Below are 19,074 nucleotides of genomic sequence, written 5' to 3'. Positions count from 1 at the left end.
TATTTGGACAAAGAAGAAGCCCAAAGGTGCGCCCCGGCCAGTTAGGCACGGGGCGGCTTCTCCTTCGGCGGCCATCGGCGTCCCCGCCTGTTCCGCCCGGACAGCAAACCCGATTCGGATTTCTTCTTCGTTAAAATATCCTCGGGGGTGAATTGGCCGTCAGGCCAAGAGGGGGCGGACAGCCCCCTTTCCCCGCCCGCCGCAGGCGTTAGTCGCCCAGTTTGGCGTGCACCTCGTCGAGGTCGATCTCGCCGATGGGCATCTTGTTGCCGGGGTTTTCAAAGTCGTATTTGAACAGGTTGAAATCGCGTTTGTAGATTTCATAGACCAGATGCATCGACAGATCGTCGAAGTAATCCTCGACCGGATGGGCGCGTTTCGGGCCGTGGCCTTCGGATTCGTTAAAGCGCGGGATGTCGTCCAGATCGACCGCATGCGGGGTTTCGACCGCGTCGAGGACCGACTGCATGCCTTCGTTGAATTTCTCTGTGAAGAAGATGTTGTCATAGCGGCCGCCATTCACGATGAAGGTCGAGATATGACCCGACATGGCCGACCAGTGGATGTCGGGTTCCATCGGGCGGCGCCAGCGGATGGTGTCGCGGGCGAACAGCAGAAACCGGCGGAACGATTGGATCTGGTCGAATTCGAACCCGGTTTCGGGGTCGCCGACCTCGATCCCGTAGCGCTGGATCAGCAGCGGCACCATATTGCCGCGATAGCGTTTGCCGTTGCGCTGAATGCCGCAGATCTTGTCGAAGAACGAACTGAGGATGCGGGTATAGGGATTGCGCACGCAGGTGAAGGCATAGGATTTATGGCCTTTCACGTTCGTTTCGATCGGGCCCTGACTGTCTTCGCGCGCCCATTTGTGCAGGCCGTGGTTTGCGTCATGGATGTCGCCATCGAAGAATTCGCCGTGGTCGGAATAGAACATGATCTGACCGATGGTCGAGCAGGCGCATTTCGGCACCACGCGATAGACCATGCTTTCGCTTTCCGTCATCCACGTGCCGGGAAATCCCATCTGTGTCTGCCTCCCTGCCGGTCGTTTGGTCGTCCGGGCTGATGTCTTTATAAAAAAGCAAAGAAATGCTGTTTCTTCAACGGGTCTTCACGGTATCAAAGGGGTCAGACCCGCAGAGCGCAAGTCAAAGTCGAGCAGATGGCAAAGATCGCCTATATTTTGTTGTGTCACAAGGACCCGGAGGCCGTGATCGAGCAGGCCGGGCGGCTGACCGCTGTGGGCGATTACATGGCGATCCATTTCGATGCGCGCGCCAAGCCCGAGGATTTCGACAAGATCCGCACCGCCCTTCAGGACAATCCCAACGTCGTTTTTGCCCGCAAGCGGATCAAATGCGGCTGGGGGGCGTGGTCGTTGGTTCAGGCCACGCTTTACGCGCTTGAGGCCGCCGACGAGGCCTTTCCCCGCGCCACGCATTTCTACATGCTGTCCGGCGATTGCATGCCGATCAAGACGGCGGAATATGCGCATCGGTTTCTGGACAGTGCCGATGTCGATTATATCGAAAGCCTTGATTTCTTTGCCTCGGACTGGATCAAGACCGGCATCAAGGACGAGCGTCTGACCTATCGCCACTTCTTTAACGAACGCACCCATAAGACGGCGTTTTACCAGTCGCTGAAGCTGCAGAAAAAGCTTGGCCTGTCGCGGGCGATTCCGTCGGATTTGCAGATCATGATCGGCAGTCAGTGGTGGTGTCTGCGCCGCCGCACCGTCGAGGCGGTGCTTGCGTTCAGCCGCAAGCGCCGCGACGTGATCCGGTTTTTCCGCACCACCTGGATTCCCGACGAGACCTTCTTTCAGACCCTTGTGCGCCATCTGGTGCCCGAGGCCGAATTGCGCAGCCGGACCCTGACTTTCCTGATCTTCAGCGATTACGGAATGCCGGTGAATTTCTATAACGACCATTACGATCTGTTGCTGGGGCAGGACTTTCTGTTCGCTCGCAAGATCTCGGCCGAGGCGCATGAATTGAAACGTCGCCTTGGCACGCTTTATGCCGCGACCGATGTCGATTTCGATGTCACCAACGAGGGCCGCACGCTGTTTCATTTCCTGACCGGGCGCGGCCGGGTCGGGCGGCGGTTTGCGCAGCGCTTTTGGGAGGCCGAGGCCAGTCTGGGCCGCGAGCGCGAGTTGCTGATCATTACCTGCAAGAAATGGCACGTCGCCAAGCGGCTTTTGCATCTGGCCCAGCAGCAGGCCAACCTGCCGGGGGTCGCGTATCTGTTCAACGAAGACAACACCGATCTGCCCGATCTGGGCGGCATTCAGAACACGTTGGAAAAACGCACCCGCCATCGCCGGGCGCTGATGCGGATGCTGTTCGACTATTACAACACCGACCGTTTGATGATCTGTATCGACCCCAGCAATGTCGATCTGATGCAGGATTTCTATTCCGATCGCTGCACCACCAAGCTGTTGGAAATCCAGACTGAATTTTCCGACGATTACCTGATCGGCCATGCCAACCGCGTCGGTTTGGCGGGCGACCGGTCGTCGCCGCAGACCATCGAGCGGCTGTTGCCGACCATCCGCTATGACGTGGTGTTCGAAAGCGAGCGCCTGCGCGACGCCGATTTCTCGCATTTTTATCGCATTCGGGAAACGCAAACCGCCGGTGAAAACGCCGACCCGCTGGCGCGGTTTCTGGATGTGCCTTATGAAACGGCACGCGCCATCGCGGCCACCGATTACCTGTATGTAGACTAAGGACGACTCACATGGCCTATGCCTATGATCCGCAAAATATTTTTGCCAAAATCCTGCGTGGAGAGATTCCGAACAGCACGGTTCTGGAAACCGAGCATTGTCTGGCGTTCCGCGACATTGCTCCGCAGGCGCCCGAGCATGTGCTGGTGATTCCGCGCGGCGCTTACGTGAATTACGACCATTTCGCGCAAGAGGCGTCCGAGGCCGAGATCGTCGATTTCACCCGCACCATCGGCAAGATCTGCGCGATGCTGGGCATTCAGCCGGGCGAGGGCGGCAATGGCTATCGCCTGCTGGCGAACTCGGGCGAGGACGCGATTCAGGAAGTGCCGCATCTGCATGTGCATATCGTCGCGGGCCGCAATCTGGGCCGGATGCTGACCCCGGCCCGCTAAGGCGCGGCCTAGCCTGCGGTTGTCAGGTTCAGGAACACGTCCTCAAGATCGGCCTCGCGCGTGGCGACATCGCGCGGGGTGATCCCCGCCGCACGCACCGCATCCAGAACCGCCCCGGCCGAGATCTGATGCCGGTGATAATCGAACTCAAGCGCGCCATCCTTGCGGCGGCTCATCTGCACGCCATCGGGCAGGGCGATTTCGGCGGGCGCTTCGCCCTCGGGCACCACCACCAGCGTTTTCGCGTCCATCTTGTTCAGCAGGTTCGCCGTGGTGTCGCGGGCGATCAGGGTGCCGCGGTTGATGATGGCGATTTCGTCGCACATCTCTTGCGCTTCTTCCAGATAATGCGTGGTCAGGATGATGGTCATGCCGCGTTCAGAGTTCAGCTTGCGCACGTTCTGCCACAGCATCTGCCGCAGCTCGATATCCACCCCGGCGGTGGGTTCGTCCAGCACCAGAATCTGCGGGTGATGCACCAGGGCCTTGCCCAGCAACAGCCGTCGCTTCATCCCGCCCGACAGCGACCGGGCATAGGCGCTGGCCTTATCGCCAAGGCCGATCAGGTCGAGAATTTCGTCGGTGCGCCGCGCCGATTTCGGCACGCCGTAAAGACCGGCCTGCACCTCAAGCGAGCCGCGCGGCGTCAGGAACGGGTCCATGTTCAGCTCTTGCGGCATCACCCCGATCGCGGCGCGCGACTGGCGCGGGTTCACATCCTGGTCAAAGCCCCAGATTTTCACCCGGCCACTGGTCTTGACCACCAGCCCGGCCAGAATATTGATCAGCGTCGATTTTCCTGCGCCGTTCGGCCCCAAAAGGCCAAAGATCGACCCGGTGGGAATCGTCAGATCAATGCCGTTCAGCGCCTGTTTCGGCGGCTGCCCGGCGCTGGCGGCGTAGGTCTTGCGCAGACCTTCGATTTCAATCGCATTTTCGCCCATCAGAACGGTCCTTCCGGCCTTGCTCGTGCCCGTTGTTTCGTTATCATGCCTGCTGACTTAAGACGACCCTGCCGAAACGGCAAGAAACGGAGCCTGAAAATGACCATCGAAGCCCCCGAGACCGAAGTTGTCAGCCAATGGCGCGTTGCCTGCGACGGGGGCGAGGGGGCGTTGGGCCATCCGCGCGTTTGGCTGTCGATCCCGCATGACACCGGCGAGGTCGAATGCGGCTATTGCGACAAGAAATTCGTCCACGAAAGCAAAGCCCGCTAAACTAGGGCGCCGTATCGCGGCCTGATGGGCGCTCATCAATCGCGATGTGCCGCGCCCATGAGGAGAACGCGCCATGAGTTTTGGCAAAGGCTGCCACCTGCATCTGATCGACGGCTCGGCTTTCATATTCCGGGCCTTCCATGCGTTGCCGCCGCTGACGCGCAAATCCGACGGCCTGCCGATCGGGGCGGTCGCGGGTTTCTGCAACATGATCTTCAAGATGGTCGAGGACAACAAAGGCCCCGACGCGCCGACTCATGTGGCGGTGGTGTTCGACAAGGGCAGCCACACCTTCCGCAACGATCTTTATGATCTCTACAAGGCCAACCGCGACGAGATGCCCGAGGATCTGCGCCCGCAGATGCCGCTGACCCGCGAGGCGACCAAGGCCTTCAACATCGCCTGCCTTGAACTGGCCGGATACGAGGCCGACGACATCATCGCCACCCTATCGCGTCAGGCGCGCGAGGCCGGGGGCCGCGTCACCATCATCAGCAGCGACAAGGACCTGATGCAATTGATCGGCGGCGGGGTCGAAATGTTCGACGCCATGAAGAACAAGCGCATCGGCGTGGAAGAGGTCGAGGCCAAGTTCGGCGTCGGCCCTGAGCGGGTGATCGACGTGCAGGCCTTGGCCGGTGACAGCGTCGACAACATCCCCGGCGCGCCCGGCATCGGGGTGAAAACCGCCGCGCTGCTGATCAATGAATTCGGCGATCTGGAAACCCTGCTGGACCGCGCTGATGAGATCACGCAACCCAAACGCCGCCAGACCCTGCTGGAGATGCGCGACCAGATCGAGCTGTCCAAGCGGTTGGTGACGCTGGATCAGCACACGCCGATGCCCGGCTCGCTGGACGATCTGGAGGTGCGCGAACCCGACGCCGACACCCTGATGGCGTTCCTGTCCGAGATGGAATTCCGCACCCTGACCAAGCGCGTCGCCGACAAGATGGGGGTTGAGGCTCCGGTCATTGCTGAAAAACCCGCCGGGATCGGGGGCGATGCCCCTGCCACTGCGCCCGCCGCGCCGCAATCCCTGCCTTTCGCGCCGGACAGCTATGAATGTGTGCGCGATGCGGCGGCCTTGCAGGTCTGGATCGACCGCGCCAATGCGCGTGGCTGGGTGGCGGTGGATACCGAAACCACCAGCCTTGATGAAATGCGGGCCGAACTGGTCGGAATTTCGCTGTGCGTCGAGGCCGGTCAGGCCTGTTACATCCCGCTGGGGCATAAGGATGGCTCGGACGACCTGTTCGGCTCGGACAATCTGGCCGAAGGCCAGATGCCGCTGGATCAGGCGCTGGCGATGCTCAAACCGCTGCTGGAAGATGATGCCGTTCTGAAGATCGGCCAGAATATGAAATACGACGCCAAGATTTTCGCCCGTCAGGGCGTCAGCGTGGCGCCGATCGACGACACGATGCTGATGTCCTATGCGCTGTATGCCGGGTTGCATGGGCATGGCATGGACGCGCTGTCCGAGCGTTATCTGGATCACGCGCCGATCCCGATCAAATCGCTGCTGGGCAGCGGCAAATCGTCGATCACCTTTGACCGGGTTCCGGTCGATGAGGCAGTGAAATACGCGGCCGAAGATGCCGACATCACCCTGCGCTTGTGGCAATTGTTCAAACCGCGCCTGCACGCCGCCCGCGTCACCACGGTTTACGAAACCTTGGAACGCCCGCTGGTGCCGGTTCTGGCCCAGATGGAGATGCACGGCATCAAGGTGAACCGCGACACCCTGAGCCGGATGTCGAACGCCTTTGCGCAAAAGATGGCCGCGCTTGAGGCCGAGATTCACGCATTGGTCGGGCGTCCGTTCAACGTCCAGTCCCCGGCGCAGGTCGGCGAGATCCTGTTTGGTGAGATGGGCCTTGAGGGTGGCAAGAAAACCAAAACCGGGCAGTGGTCGACCCCTGCCGATGTGCTTGAGGATCTGGCCACCGAACACGACCTGCCCGCGCGGGTTCTGGACTATCGCCAGCTGCAAAAGCTGAAATCGACCTATACCGACGCCTTGCAGGATCACATCAACCCGGAAACCGGGCGGGTGCATACCTCGTATCTGCAAACCGGGGCGAACACCGGACGTCTGGCCTCGACCGATCCGAACCTGCAAAACATCCCGGTTCGCACCGAAGAAGGCCGCCGTATCCGCGAGGCGTTCGTGGCCGAGCCGGGCAATGTGATCGTCAGTCTTGACTACAGCCAGATCGAGCTGCGGATTCTGGCGCATGTGGCCGGGATCGACGCGCTGAAACAGGCGTTCCGTGACGGGCTGGACATTCACGCCATGACGGCCAGTGAAATGTTCGATGTGCCGCTGGATCAGATGACGCCCGACATCCGCCGTCAGGCCAAGGCGATCAATTTTGGCGTCATCTACGGGATTTCCGGCTTTGGCCTGGCGCGCAACCTGCGTATTCCGCGGGCCGAGGCGCAGGGCTTTATCGACCGCTATTTCGAACGCTTCCCCGGCATCAAGGAATACATGGACGACACCGTGGGCTTTGCCAAACAGCACGACTATGTGCAGACGCTGTTCGGCCGGAAAATCCACACGCCCGAGATCAACGCTAAAGGCCCGCACGCCGGTTTCGCCAAACGCGCCGCGATCAACGCGCCGATCCAAGGCACCGCCGCCGACATCATCCGCCGCGCCATGGTGCGCATGCCCGCCGCAATCGCCGGTCTGCCCGCCAGGATGCTGTTGCAGGTGCATGACGAATTGCTGTTCGAGGTCGATGCCAGCGCCGTCGATGACACGATCCGCATCGTGCGCGACATCATGGAAGGCGCCGCCGAACCGGCGATCAAACTGGACGTGCCGCTGATCGTGGATGCAGGGCAGGGCGCCAACTGGGCCGAGGCGCACTGAAACGGTTTACACCGGCCGCGTTCGGGCTGCTACACTGGCCGAAATCCAGCCGCGCCGTTCCCGCGCGACATTCCCATGAGGTGCCTATGAAACGCGATGCGGACTATCTTCGTCAGACGATCAGGATCGCGGCGGAAAGCCGGGCCAGCGGCAATCATCCCTTCGGGGCGCTGTTGGTCGGGCCCGAGGGTGAGGTGCTTTTGTCCTCGGGCAACACCTACACGCAGGATCGCGGCGTCGGCCATGCCGAGGCCAATGTCGCCCGCGATGCCGCGCGGCAGTTCGCGCCTGAGTTTCTGGCAAATTGCACGCTGGTGACCTCGGTCGAGCCATGCTGCATGTGCGCCGGGGCCTGTTACTGGGCCGGTATCGGCACCGTCGTCTATGGGCTTAGCGAAAAGCGGCTGGCCGAGCTGACCGGCGACAACGCCGAAAATCTGACCCTTGATCTCAGCTGCCAACAGGTCTTTGCCGCAGGCCAACGCCCGGTCACGGTGCGCGGCCCGTTTCCTGAACTCGAAACCGAGATCGTGGCGGGGCACAAGGATTTCTGGTGATCGTCGCCAGACGTCCGTCCCGTTGAACGAATGCGCAAAAACCGGGCGCGAAACCTGTGCCCCGCGCCTGCGTCCCCCAGCCGTCTTGCCAGCCCGCGCTGTTGCCCGATATGCAGGGGTGGAAAGCGAGGTGACATGCCCCACGACCACCATGACCACCACCACCATCACCACTTAGACCCCGACGCCGGTGATCGTCGCGTCGCTTGGGCGGTGGCGGTGAACATGGTGCTGACGCTGGCGCAGATCGTCGGCGGCGTGGTCTCGGGCTCGCTGGCGCTGATTGCTGATGCGATCCACAATTTCTCGGACGCGGTATCGCTGATTGTGGCCCTTGTGGCGCGGCGGATCGCGCGGCGGCCGCAGGACGATCGCATGACCTTCGGCTATGCCAGGGCCGAGGTCGTGGCGGCGCTGATCAACTATACCACGCTGTTTGTCGTCGCCTTTTACCTGATCGCCGAGGCCATTATGCGCCTGATCGACCCGCCGGGCGTCGAGGGCTGGATCGTGGTGATCGTCGCCGGGATCGCCTTGGTGATCGACGTGGTGACGGCGCTGCTGACCTATTCGATGTCAAAAGACAGTGTGAACATCCGCGCGGCGTTTCTGCATAATGTGGCCGATGCGCTGGGCTCGGTCGCGGTGATTTTCGCCGGGACGCTGATCCTGATCTATGACTGGCGGCTGATCGACCCGCTGGTGACGCTGGGCATCGCGGGCTACATCCTGTGGCACGCGTGGCGCGAGGTCTATCCGGTGATCCGCATCCTGATGCTGGGCAGCCCCGGCAGCCCGGTTCTGGCCGATTTGCGTGACAGTCTGGCGGCGCAGGACGGGGTGCGCGACCTGCATCATCTGCACCTGTGGCAGATTGATGAAAACCGCACCGCGTTCGAGGCGCATATCGTTGTCGATGAAGAGGCGGATTTCGCCGCGATCATCGAACGGCTAAAAGGCTGGCTGGCCGAACAGCACGGCATTTTCCACGTCACGCTAGAGCTGGAAACCCCCAGTTCGGGCTGTGCCGACCGCCCCGGCCCGGCGGCGCATTAACGCATCCAGCCCAGCCCTTCGGTGGTTGTCCTGGCCGGGGTGTATTCGCCGCTGACGAACCCGTTATAGCCTTCGTTTTCCAGCGCGGCGAAAAAGGCCGGATAGTCGATCTCGCCGCCCGCTGGTTCGTGTCGCCCCGGCACGCCCGCGACCTGCACATGCACCGCCCGCCGGCCAAAGCGCTGCCACATGCCGGGCACATCGCCATGAATGCGCTGGGCGTGGTAGGCGTCGAATTGCAGGTTCAGGTTCGGGGCGCCGACATGGTCCAGCACCTGCGCCGCCTGCTGCATGTCGTGCAGGAAATAACCCGGCATATCACTGCGGTTGATCGGCTCGATTGTCAGGCTTTGATGCGGGGCATGGCGCGCCGCCCAGTCGAGATTTCCCAGATAGCAATCCCGCGCCGCCGGGCCATGGGCAAGGCCGGACATGATGTGAATATGCGCCGGCATCAGGATTTCGGCATAGCTGAGCGCCAGTTCGAATTCGGCGCGGAATCGGCCCTCTTCGCCGGGAATCGCCGCCACACCGCGCCCGCCATCGGACCAGTCATGCACCGGCGTGTTGAACAGCGCCAGCGTCACGCCCGCGGCCTCGATCCGATCGCGCAGCGTGCTGGGGGCGTGGTCATAGGGCAGCAACATCTCGACTGCCTGAAACCCGGCACGGGCGGCGGCGTCAAAGCGTTGCTCAAGCGGTAGTTCGGTGAACAGAAAGCTCAGGTTCGCGGCAAAGCGCAGCATCAGGGCAGGTCCGCCGAGGGAATGACCGGAAAGAACTGACCGCCCGACCACAGGCCGAACCAGCTTTTGCCCGCGACCTCGTGATGGCTGCCCAGCTCGATCAGGCGGTAAAAGCTTTTGCGGTCGATCAGCGCCTCAAGATTGGCGCGGATGGTGACATAGGGCGAGGGCTCGCCGGTGTCGGGGTCGCGGACGACGCGGATCGGGTGGTCGGGACCAGCCGCGGCCATATCGCCGACATGGGTGAAAAAGGTGATCTGCTGATCGCGGCCGGTGCCTGTGACCTCAAAATCCTGCGCGACAAAGGGCGCGTCCTCGACAATGATGCCGACCTTTTCGACCGGGGTGACAAGGAAATAATCGTCGCCGTCCTTGCGGATGATCGACGAGAACAGCTTGACCAGACCATGCCGCCCGATCGGCGTGCCCAGATAGAACCACGTGCCATCGCGGGCAATCCGCATATCCAGATCGCCACAGAACGGCGGGTTCCACAGATGCACCGGCGGCGGCCCCTTTTTTCCGGCGGCTTTTGCGGCGGAGGCAAGGTCTTCGACGTTCGGTTTCACGATCATTTGTGCATGTATCCCTTTTGCCATTTGTGCCGCGGGCGATAGTTCCCTTTAATAGAACCATATATGACCAACAGGAGAGTTGTCATGGTCGACGACGCGAAACTTGTGGCCGAGATCGAGGCGCTGGAGGAAAAACTGGCGGCAGCCAAGGCCAGCATCACCAAACGCTTTATCGGGCAAGAGCGGGTCGTGGACCTGACATTATCGGCGCTGCTGTGCGGTGGCCATGGTTTGCTGATCGGTCTGCCGGGGCTGGGCAAGACCCGTCTGGTGGACACATTGTCAACGGTGATGGGCCTGCGCGGCGCGCGGATTCAGTTCACGCCAGACCTGATGCCCGCCGATATTCTGGGGTCCGAGGTGCTTGAGACCTCGGCCGATGGCGCGCGTGCGTTCCGTTTCATTCAGGGGCCGATCTTTTGCCAGTTGCTGATGGCGGACGAAATCAACCGCGCCAGCCCGCGCACCCAGTCGGCGCTGTTGCAGGCGATGCAGGAAAAGACCGTGACCATCGCCGGTCAGCCGCATGACCTGCCGCCGCCGTTCCATGTGCTGGCGACGCAGAACCCGATCGAACAAGAGGGCACCTATCCGCTGCCCGAGGCCCAGCTTGACCGCTTTCTGGTGCAGATCGACGTGCCTTATCCCGATCGCAAGACCGAACACGACATCCTGCTGGCCACCACCGGCCTGAGCGAAGAGGCCGCGCATCAGGTGTTTTCGGCCGACGACCTGCTGGCCGCGCAGACCGTGCTGCGCCGGATGCCGGTGGGCGAGGCGGTGGTCGATCTGATCCTTGATCTGGTCCGCGCCTGCCGCCCCGAAAGCGACACCGCGCCGCAGATCGTGCGTGACAATGTGGCCTGGGGACCGGGGCCGCGCGCGGCGCAGGCCTTGATGCTGACGGTGCGGGCGCAGGCGATGTTGCAAGGGCGGCTGGCACCGTCGCCCGAAGATGTCGTGGCCATGGTGGCACCGGTTTTGAAACACCGCATGGCGCTTAGCTTTGCGGCGCGGGCGCGGGGCACTGTTCTGGACGACATCATTGCCGCCGTCACCGCCTCGGTCGCGCGGTCCGAGGTCGCTGCATGACCCAAGCCGCCGCTCTCCGGGCCGGGGCCGAGGGGCTGGCGGCCGCGCTGCCGCCGCTTCTGGCCGCGGCCGAGCATCTGGCGGCGACCATCCGAATGGGCGAACACGGCCGCCGCCGCGCCGGGGCAGGCGACGAATTCTGGCAATATCGCCCGGCCCAGCCCGGCGACGAGGCCCGCAGCATCGACTGGCGGCGCTCGGGGCGGTCGGATCAGCATTTCGTGCGCGAAAAGGAATGGCAGGCGGCGCAAAGCGTGACGCTCTGGCTGGATCCGTCGCAATCGATGCAATTTTCTGGTGATGGCCAGCATGGCAGCAAATCCGACCGGGGGGCGCTGCTGGCGCTGGCGCTGGCGGTGCTGCTGATCCGGGGGGGCGAGCGTGTGGGGCTGGCCGGGCCGGACCTGCCGCCGCGCCGGGGCGATGTGCAATTGATGCGGCTGGCAACTGCGCTGGTGTCGCGCACGGCCGGGCCGGATTACGGCGCCCCCGAACTGCGCGGGATGCAGCCGCACAGCCGCGCGGTGCTGTTCTCGGATTTTCTGGGTGATCTGGCCCCGGTCGAGGCGGTTCTGACCAAGGCCGCCGATCGCGGCGTGCGCGGTGCGCTGGTTCAGGTGCTGGACCCGCAGGAAGAGGCCTTTCCGTTCGAGGGCCGCACGATCTTTGAAAGCATGGGCGGTGGGCTGCGGCATGAAACCCTGCGCGCCCGCGACCTGCGCGACCGCTATCTGGAACGACTGGCCGAGCGTAAGGATCGGCTGGCGACTCTGGCCCGGCTGACCGGCTGGCATTTCACTCCGCATCACACCGGCGAAAGCGCGCAATCGGCGCTGTTGTGGCTGTATCGGGCATTGGAGCGGGTGCGCTGATGCTGATGCTTGGCCCCATCGGGTTCACCGCGCCGCTGGTTCTGGCGGCGCTTTTGGCGCTGCCGGTGCTGTGGCTGCTGCTGCGGGCGGTGCCCCCGGCGCCGATCCGGCGGCGCTTTCCCGGTGTGGCGCTGCTGTTAGGGCTGCGCGACGACCAACATCAAAGCGACCGCACGCCGTGGTGGCTGTTGCTGCTCAGGATGCTGGCAATGGCGGCGGCGATCGTGGCCTTTGCCGGTCCGGTCCTGAACCCACATCAGGCGCGCCCCGGCACCGGGCCGCTGTTGATCCTTGCCGATGGCACCTGGGCCGATGCCCGCGACTGGCCGCGCCGGATGGAGCAGGTGTCGCAATTGCTGACCGAGGCGGGGCGCGCCGGGCGTCCGGTGGCGCTGGCGTTGTCCAGCGCGCCACCTGCCGGGCCGCTGCAATTCCAAAGTGCCGAGGTTGCGCGGAACGGCTTGCCGGGGCTGATCCCCAACCCGTGGGAGCCCGATCCGCAAGCCTTGGCGCGCTGGGCCGAGGGCCTGCAAGGCGCGTTCCAGACCGCGTGGTTACCCGATGGCGTGGACCGAGACAGCCGGGCCGATCTGTTGGCGGCCCTGCACCGGCATGGTGATGTGCAGGTCTATCAATCGGATCAGCCGATCTATGCGCTGCGCCCGGCCCGGTTCCGCGATGACGCGCTGCGGCTTGAGGTGGTGCGCGCTGGCGCGGGCGGGGCCGCTGAGGTGCAGGTGCTGGGCTTTGGCCCCGACCCCAACGGGATCGAACGCGAACTGGCCCGTGCAACGGCGACCTTTGCCGCAAGCGACAGCACTGTCGAGCTGGCTTTGGATCTGCCGCCCGAGCTGCGCAATCGTATCCGGCGGTTTCAGATCGCCGATATCCGCTCGGCCGCGGCGATCAGCCTGACCGATGACGGGCTGAAGCGCCGTGAAGTGGCGCTGTTGACCGGCCGCGATGACAGCGAGGCGCAGGATCTGCTGTCGCCGCTGCATTACGTCCGTCAGGCGCTGGCACCCAGTTCAGACCTGATTCAGGCGTCGCTGGGGGATGTGCTGTTGGCCAACCCGGATGTGATCGTGATGGCCGATGTGGCGACCGTGTCGTCGCTGGAGCAGGAGCAACTTCTGGAGTGGTTGTCGCGGGGCGGGCAATTGCTGCGTTTTGCCGGGCCGCGTCTGGCGGCCAGCGATATCAGCCGCGCCACCGAAGACCCGCTGATGCCGGTGCGCCTGCGGGCCGGGGGCCGGATGGTCGGCGGCGCGATGAGTTGGGGCGAGCCGAAGACCCTGCAACCGTTCGCGCCCGACTCGGTCTTTGCCGGTCTGCCGGTGCCGGACGAGGTGCGGGTCAGTGCGCAGGTCATGGCCCAGCCCGATCCCAACCTTTCCGAGCGGGTGATCGCGGCGCTGGCCGATGGCACGCCGCTGGTCACGCGCAAACCGGTGGGCACCGGGCAGGTGGTGCTGTTCCATGTCACCGCCAATGCCGAATGGTCGAACCTGCCGCTGTCGGGCCTGTTCGTGCAGATGCTTGAGCGGCTGGCGATCTCGACCCGGCCGGTCGATATGAGCGCGGCGGATCTGGCCGGTCAGATCTGGGTGCCCAAGACGCTGTTGGACGGCTTTGGCGCCCTGCGCAGTGCCGAGGCCATGCCCGGTCTGCCGGGCGAGGTTCTGGCCCGTGGCCCGCGCGGCGCCAGCCAACCGCCGGGCCTTTATGCCGGGGCATCACGCAGTGTGGCGCTGAACGTGTTCGGACCGGAAACGCCGCTGGCGGCGGCGCGCTGGCCTTCGGATCAAACCATCAGCCCGCTGAGTCAGGCCAAAGAAACCCTGTTGGCCGGGCCGTTGCTGTTGTTGGCGCTGGTGTTGCTGGGGCTGGATGTCTTTGCCTCGCTGTGGCTGGGCGGGCGGCTGCGCGGGCCGCGCTTGGGCGCTGGGATGGTGGCGGCGCTGGCGGGGGCGGTTCTGTTGGTCTGGCCCACGTCCGGCCCGGCGGCCCCGGCTGATCCCGACCGCGCCGCGATTGACGCCACGCGCGAGGTGGTTCTGGCGCATGTCCTGACCGGCGATGCCCGCGTGGATGATATTGCGCAGGCCGGTCTGGAAGGGCTGACGCAGGTGTTGATCCGCCGCACCTCGATCGAGCCGGCCCAGCCGGTCGGCATTGATCTGGAAACCGACGATCTGACGTTTTTCCCGCTGCTGTATTGGCCGGTGACATCGGGGCAGCTGTTACCCTCGCCCGAGGCCTATGTCCGGCTGAACCGCTATCTGCGGGCGGGCGGGATGATCCTGTTCGACACCCGCGACGCCGATCTGGGGGGTGCCAGCGGCAGTTCACCGGAATCGCGCCGGTTGCAGACGCTGGCGCGGCCTTTGGATATTCCGCCGCTGGAACCCGTGCCCTATGACCATGTGCTGACCCGCACTTTCTATCTGTTGCAGGACTTTCCCGGCCGCTTTAACAGCCGTGACGTCTGGGTCGAGGCCGCCCCCGCCAACGCCGAACGCGCCGAGGGCATGCCGTTTCGCAGCCTGAACGATGGCGTCACGCCGGTGGTGATCGGCGGCAATGACTGGGCGTCGGCTTGGGCGGTGCGGCCCTCGGGCGGGGCGATGTTCCCGGTCGGGCGCGGTTATGCCGGCGAACAGCAGCGCGAGATGGCTTACCGTTTTGGCATCAATCTGGTGATGCATGTGCTGACCGGGAATTACAAATCGGATCAGGTTCATGTGCCCGACCTTCTGGAAAGGCTGGGGCAATGATTGGCATGGTGATCTTTGACCCGCTGTTGCCGCTGGCGGTGTTGCTGGTGGCGGCGGGGCTGGCGCTGATGCTGACCGGCTTTGCGCTGTGGCGCGGGCTGGCGGGCTGGTGGCTGCGCGGGTTGGCGGCGCTGGTGCTGTTGGTCGCGGCGGCGAACCCGTCGCTGCAACACGAGGACCGGGCGCCGCTGTCGGATATCGTGCTGGTGGTGGTCGATGACAGCGCCAGCCAGCGCCTGTCGGACCGCGCCGATCAGACCGAGGCGGCGCTGGCGCGGGTCTCGGCTGAAATTGCGGCTCTGCCGGATACCGAAATGAAACTGGTCCGGCTGGCCGATGCGCCGGACAATGGCGGCACGTTGTTGATGACGGCGCTGGCCAATGCGCTGTCGGAACTGCCGCGCGCGCGTGTTGCAGGGGCGATCCTGTTGACCGACGGGCAGGTGCATGACCTGCCGCTTGCCCCCGATCTGCCGGCGCCGCTGCATGTGCTGCTGACCGGACATTCCAGCGATTGGGACCGGCGGCTGATCGTGCGCAACGCCCCGGCCTTTGCCATTCTGGACGAGGAAATTACCCTTGGCCTGCGGATCGAGGAACAAGGCGCCGCACCCAAAAGCGAGGGCCGCGTGGCGCTAAGCATCACCGTCGATGACGCCGCGCCGATGCAGTTCATGGTGCCGGTGGGCGAAGACCTGCATCTGCCGGTGACGTTGAAACATGGCGGCCAGAACGTGCTGCGGTTTCAGATCGCCGCCGATCCGACCGAACTGACCGACCGCAACAACGCGGCGGTGGTGTCGATTAACGGTGTGCGCGACCGGCTGCGGGTGCTGCTGGTCTCGGGCGCGCCGCATCCGGGCGAGCGCACCTGGCGCAACCTACTGAAATCCGATGCTTCGGTCGATCTGGTGCATTTCACCATTCTGCGCCCGCCGGAAAAGCAGGACTCGACTCCGATTTCCGAATTGTCGCTGATCGCCTTTCCGACCCGCGATTTGTTCATGGACAAGATCGACGAGTTCGATCTGATCATCTTTGACCGCTACAAGCGGCGCGGGCTTTTGCCGTCGATCTATCTGGATAACGTCCGGCGCTATGTTCAGGACGGCGGCGCGGTCCTGATCGCGGCGGGGCCGGATTTCGCCACGGTGGACAGCCTGTATCGTTCGCCCCTGTCGCGGGTTCTGCCAGCGGCGCCATCGTCGCGGGTGATCGAGCAGGGCTATGTGCCCGCCGTCACCGATCTGGGCGCGCGGCACCCGGTGACGCAGGGGTTGCAGGACGACTGGATCAGAACCTCGGGTGCCGATTGGGGTCGCTGGTTCCGGCTGATCGACTTGTTGCCGGGCGGGCGCGGCCAGACGGTGATGACCGGCCCGGATGACCGGCCGCTGCTGGTGCTGGACCGGGTTGGCGACGGGCGGGTGGCGCTGTTGGCCTCGGATCACGCGTGGCTGTGGGATCGCGGCTTTGAAGGCGGCGGCCCGCAGATCGAACTGCTGCGGCGGCTGGCGCATTGGATGATGCGCGAACCCGACCTTGAAGAAGAATCGCTGCACGCGGTTGCCGATGGTCAGTCGATCCTGATCACCCGCCGGTCGCTGGAGACCGATCCGCGCGTGGCTCAGGTCGAGGCCCCCGATGGCAGCATGACCCGGGTCGAGTTGACCGAGACCGCACCGGGTCAGTTCACCGGCCGTCTGACCGGCGCCGACATGGGGCTTTATCGTATCACCGAATCCGATCTGTCGGCGGTGGTGGCGCTGGGCCCGTCGGCGCCGCGCGAGTTCGAACAGACCATCGCCGATGCCGATGCCTTGGCCCCGGCGGCGGCCGCTTTGCGCGGTGGGGTGCGGCGGGTCGAGGACGGAGTGCCCGCGCTGCGCCACGTTCAACCGGGCCGGGTCGCCGCCGGGCGCGGCTGGCTGGGCATCACCCCGCGCGAGGCCTATCTGACCGTCGATCTGCGGCTGACGCCGCTGGCGCCGGGCTGGGTGTTTCTGCTGATGGTGCTGGCGCTTAGTCTTGCGGGCTGGCTGCGCGAAGGCCGGCGTTAATGCGGCGTGCCGATCAGCGCCTGCCGCGATCCCGAGCCAAACTCACGACGCCACAGCACAAAGAATGTCACCGCCGTCGCCACGATCAGCGGTGCCGCGCCCAGCAGCCATGACAGCCCGCCAATCGCGAAATACAGCGACCGCATGCCGCGGTTGAAACTGCGGGCGGCGTTGATGTTCAACTCGGCGGCCTGCACGCTGCGCGGCAGGGCTTTGGGGTGGTCGGGGTCGTTCGGCACGGCGGCCATCACCACGGCGCAATAGCCGAACAGCCGGTGCGACCAGACGAATTTCAGAAAGGCATTGGTGACGAACAACAGCACGATCAGGATCTTGATCTCCCACACCACGGCGGGGGCGGTTTCCAGCGTCAGATCCTGCGCCAGACCCAACAGGCGCTCGGTATTGCCGATCAGCGCCAGACCGGCACCGATCGCCAGCATCGAGGCCGAAGCAAAGAACGTCGTGCCCTGCCGCAACGATGCCAGAACGCTGCTGTCGAACAGGCGCGGCTGGCGGGTGATCATCTCGCGCATCCAGTCGCGGCGAAAGCCGATCATCAGATGCGAGACCGAGGGAAACCGCTGTGGCGGATATTCGATCGCAAGGCTGATCGCCAGCCAGGCCAGCCACCATACGGCCAGCGCCAGCGCATCCATCGTGGTAAACAAGGTGATGCTGTGCAGCAGATTCATGTGCTGACAGTAACGCCGGATTTATCAGTTGCAATCCTGTTAAATTGGTTATAAAAAATTACCAGTTTAAGGGGGTGCCAAGATGCAGATGCCGGAACCGAACCAGACGATCCTTGATCGCAAACCCCATCTGCTTGCGCGCCTGCGCGCCGTGCTGCCGGATGAGGCGGTGATCGACGACCCGCTGGAAACCCGCGCCTATGAATGCGACGCCCTGACCGCCTATCGCTGCCCGCCTTTATGCGTGGTGCTGCCGGCCTCGACCGATGAAGTCGCCGCCGTGCTGCGCATCTGCCACGAGGATGGCGTGCCGGTGGTGCCGCGCGGATCGGGGACCTCGCTGGCCGGGGGCGCCATGCCGACCGAAGACAGCGTGATCCTTGGGGTGGCGCGCTTGAACGACGTTCTGGAAATCGACCTGAACAACCGGTTTATCCGGGTTCAGTCGGGCCGCACCAACCTGTCGGTCACCGGCGCGGTCGAAGGTGACGATTTCTTTTATGCGCCCGATCCGTCCTCGCAACTGGCCTGCGCGATTGCCGGGAATGTGGCGATGAATTCGGGCGGGGCGCATTGCCTGAAATACGGGGTGACGACGAATAACCTGTTGGGGGTGACGATGGTGCTGATGGATGGCACCAAAGTCGAGATCGGCGGCGCGCATCTGGATGCGGGCGGGCTGGACCTGTTGGGGGTGATCTGTGGTTCGGAAGGGCAGCTTGGCGTGGTGACCGAAGCCACGCTGCGCATCCTGCGCAAGCCCGAGGGCGCGCGGCCGGTGCTGATCGGCTTTGATAGTTCCGAGGTCGCCGGGGCCTGTGTCTCGGACATCATTCGCGCCGGCGTCCTGCCGGTGGCGATCGAATTCATGGACCGCCCCTGCATCCGCGCCACCGAGGCCTTTGCCGGTGCCGGCTATCCCGATTGCGAGGCATTGCTGATCGTCGAGGTCGAAGGCTCGGACGCCGAGATCGACGCGCAATTGGCGCTGATCACCGGCATCGCCCGCCAGCACAACCCGGTCGAACTGCGCGAAAGCACCAGCCCCGAGGAAAGCGCCCGCATCTGGCTGGGCCGCAAATCGGCGTTCGGCGCCATGGGGCAGATCAACGATTACATGTGTCTGGATGGCACGATCCCGGTGTCGTCGCTGCCACTGGTGTTGCGCCGGATCGGCGAGATGAGCGCCGAGTTCGGCCTTGATGTCGGCAACGTGTTCCACGCGGGTGACGGCAATATGCATCCGCTGATCCTGTTCGACGCCAACAAGCCCGGCGATCTGGAACGCTGCGAGGCTTTTGGCGCCGAGATCCTGAAGCTGTGTGTCGAGGTCGGCGGTTGCCTGACCGGCGAACACGGCGTGGGCGTGGAAAAGCGTGAATTGATGCACAGCCAGTTCTCAGGT

The 19,074-nt window shown here is 64.1% G+C and carries 16 protein-coding genes; 11 read left to right on the top strand and 5 right to left on the bottom strand.

Annotated elements, in window-relative coordinates:
• Nucleotides 1-208 precede the first annotated feature (208 nt).
• Nucleotides 209-1,027, bottom strand: coding sequence for a sulfotransferase family protein (locus ABYW26_RS01045; RefSeq protein ID WP_372602820.1), 819 nt, complete (start codon nt 1,025-1,027; stop codon nt 209-211).
• 138 nt (nt 1,028-1,165) lie between these two features.
• Between ABYW26_RS01045 and ABYW26_RS01040 the strand changes: the two genes are divergently transcribed.
• Both ABYW26_RS01040 and ABYW26_RS01035 read left to right on the top strand, forming a co-directional pair.
• Nucleotides 1,166-2,743, top strand: coding sequence for a DUF5928 domain-containing protein (locus ABYW26_RS01040; RefSeq protein WP_372602819.1), 1,578 nt, complete (start codon nt 1,166-1,168; stop codon nt 2,741-2,743).
• Nucleotides 2,744-2,754: 11 nt separating this feature from the next.
• Entirely contained in the window at nt 2,755-3,138 is a 384-nt protein-coding gene (locus tag ABYW26_RS01035) for an HIT domain-containing protein (protein ID WP_372602818.1), read from the top strand.
• 8 nt (nt 3,139-3,146) lie between these two features.
• On the opposite strand, the gene ABYW26_RS01030 is transcribed toward ABYW26_RS01035, so the two are convergent.
• The gene (locus ABYW26_RS01030; RefSeq protein ID WP_372602817.1) at nt 3,147-4,082 is read right to left on the bottom strand and encodes an ABC transporter ATP-binding protein; all 936 of its coding nucleotides are present in this window, start codon (nt 4,080-4,082) and stop codon (nt 3,147-3,149) included.
• 99 nt (nt 4,083-4,181) lie between these two features.
• On the opposite strand from ABYW26_RS01030, the gene ABYW26_RS01025 reads away from it, so the two are divergent.
• From ABYW26_RS01025 to ABYW26_RS01010, 4 genes are all read left to right on the top strand, one after another.
• Nucleotides 4,182-4,355, top strand: coding sequence for a zinc-finger domain-containing protein (locus ABYW26_RS01025; RefSeq protein ID WP_372602816.1), 174 nt, complete (start codon nt 4,182-4,184; stop codon nt 4,353-4,355).
• A 73-nt stretch (nt 4,356-4,428) separates the two neighbouring features.
• Complete coding sequence (polA, locus tag ABYW26_RS01020; RefSeq protein WP_372602815.1) at nt 4,429-7,239, top strand: DNA polymerase I; 2,811 nt, start codon at nt 4,429-4,431, stop codon at nt 7,237-7,239.
• 86 nt (nt 7,240-7,325) lie between these two features.
• Nucleotides 7,326-7,796 (top strand): nucleoside deaminase, encoded by a 471-nt coding sequence (locus tag ABYW26_RS01015; protein WP_372602814.1) that lies wholly within the window; start codon nt 7,326-7,328, stop codon nt 7,794-7,796.
• Nucleotides 7,797-7,931: 135 nt separating this feature from the next.
• A complete protein-coding gene (locus ABYW26_RS01010) occupies nt 7,932-8,852 on the top strand; it encodes a cation diffusion facilitator family transporter (protein ID WP_372602813.1) in 921 nt (306 codons plus the stop codon).
• Here ABYW26_RS01010 and ABYW26_RS01005 read toward each other — a convergent pair.
• Nucleotides 8,849-9,598 carry a hydroxypyruvate isomerase family protein gene (locus tag ABYW26_RS01005; RefSeq protein WP_372602812.1) on the bottom strand — a complete coding sequence of 250 codons (750 nt, stop codon included), beginning with the start codon at nt 9,596-9,598 and terminating at the stop codon, nt 8,849-8,851. The genes ABYW26_RS01010 and ABYW26_RS01005 overlap by 4 nt on opposite strands.
• The gene (locus tag ABYW26_RS01000) at nt 9,598-10,173 is read right to left on the bottom strand and encodes a DUF1285 domain-containing protein (protein ID WP_372602811.1); all 576 of its coding nucleotides are present in this window, start codon (nt 10,171-10,173) and stop codon (nt 9,598-9,600) included. The genes ABYW26_RS01005 and ABYW26_RS01000 overlap by 1 nt, the downstream gene beginning before the upstream one ends.
• 84 nt (nt 10,174-10,257) lie before the next feature.
• Here ABYW26_RS01000 and ABYW26_RS00995 point away from each other — a divergent pair, with 84 nt between their 5' ends.
• Genes ABYW26_RS00995 through ABYW26_RS00980 form a run of 4 tightly spaced genes read left to right on the top strand, consistent with a single transcriptional unit; the run spans nt 10,258 to nt 16,974 of the window.
• Nucleotides 10,258-11,265, top strand: a complete 1,008-nt coding sequence (locus tag ABYW26_RS00995) for an AAA family ATPase (protein WP_372602810.1) — start codon at nt 10,258-10,260, stop codon at nt 11,263-11,265.
• Nucleotides 11,262-12,137, top strand: a complete 876-nt coding sequence (locus ABYW26_RS00990) for a DUF58 domain-containing protein (protein ID WP_372602809.1) — start codon at nt 11,262-11,264, stop codon at nt 12,135-12,137. The genes ABYW26_RS00995 and ABYW26_RS00990 overlap by 4 nt, the downstream gene beginning before the upstream one ends.
• Complete coding sequence (locus ABYW26_RS00985; protein ID WP_372602808.1) at nt 12,137-14,914, top strand: DUF4159 domain-containing protein; 2,778 nt, start codon at nt 12,137-12,139, stop codon at nt 14,912-14,914. Before ABYW26_RS00990 ends, ABYW26_RS00985 begins: the two co-directional genes overlap by 1 nt.
• Nucleotides 14,911-16,974, top strand: a complete 2,064-nt coding sequence (locus tag ABYW26_RS00980; RefSeq protein ID WP_372602807.1) for a hypothetical protein — start codon at nt 14,911-14,913, stop codon at nt 16,972-16,974. Before ABYW26_RS00985 ends, ABYW26_RS00980 begins: the two co-directional genes overlap by 4 nt.
• On the opposite strand, the gene ABYW26_RS00975 is transcribed toward ABYW26_RS00980, so the two are convergent.
• Nucleotides 16,971-17,669 (bottom strand): DUF599 domain-containing protein, encoded by a 699-nt coding sequence (locus tag ABYW26_RS00975; protein WP_372602806.1) that lies wholly within the window; start codon nt 17,667-17,669, stop codon nt 16,971-16,973. The genes ABYW26_RS00980 and ABYW26_RS00975 overlap by 4 nt on opposite strands.
• Before the next feature lie 82 nt (nt 17,670-17,751).
• Here ABYW26_RS00975 and ABYW26_RS00970 point away from each other — a divergent pair.
• Nucleotides 17,752-19,074, top strand: a 1,323-nt coding sequence (locus ABYW26_RS00970; protein WP_372602805.1) for an FAD-linked oxidase C-terminal domain-containing protein, incomplete at its 3' end; no start/stop codon positions are given.

This window comes from Actibacterium sp. (genome assembly GCF_041584535.1).
GTDB lineage: Bacteria > Pseudomonadota > Alphaproteobacteria > Rhodobacterales > Rhodobacteraceae > Actibacterium_D.
This window is presented reverse-complemented; position numbering and strand designations above follow the sequence as displayed.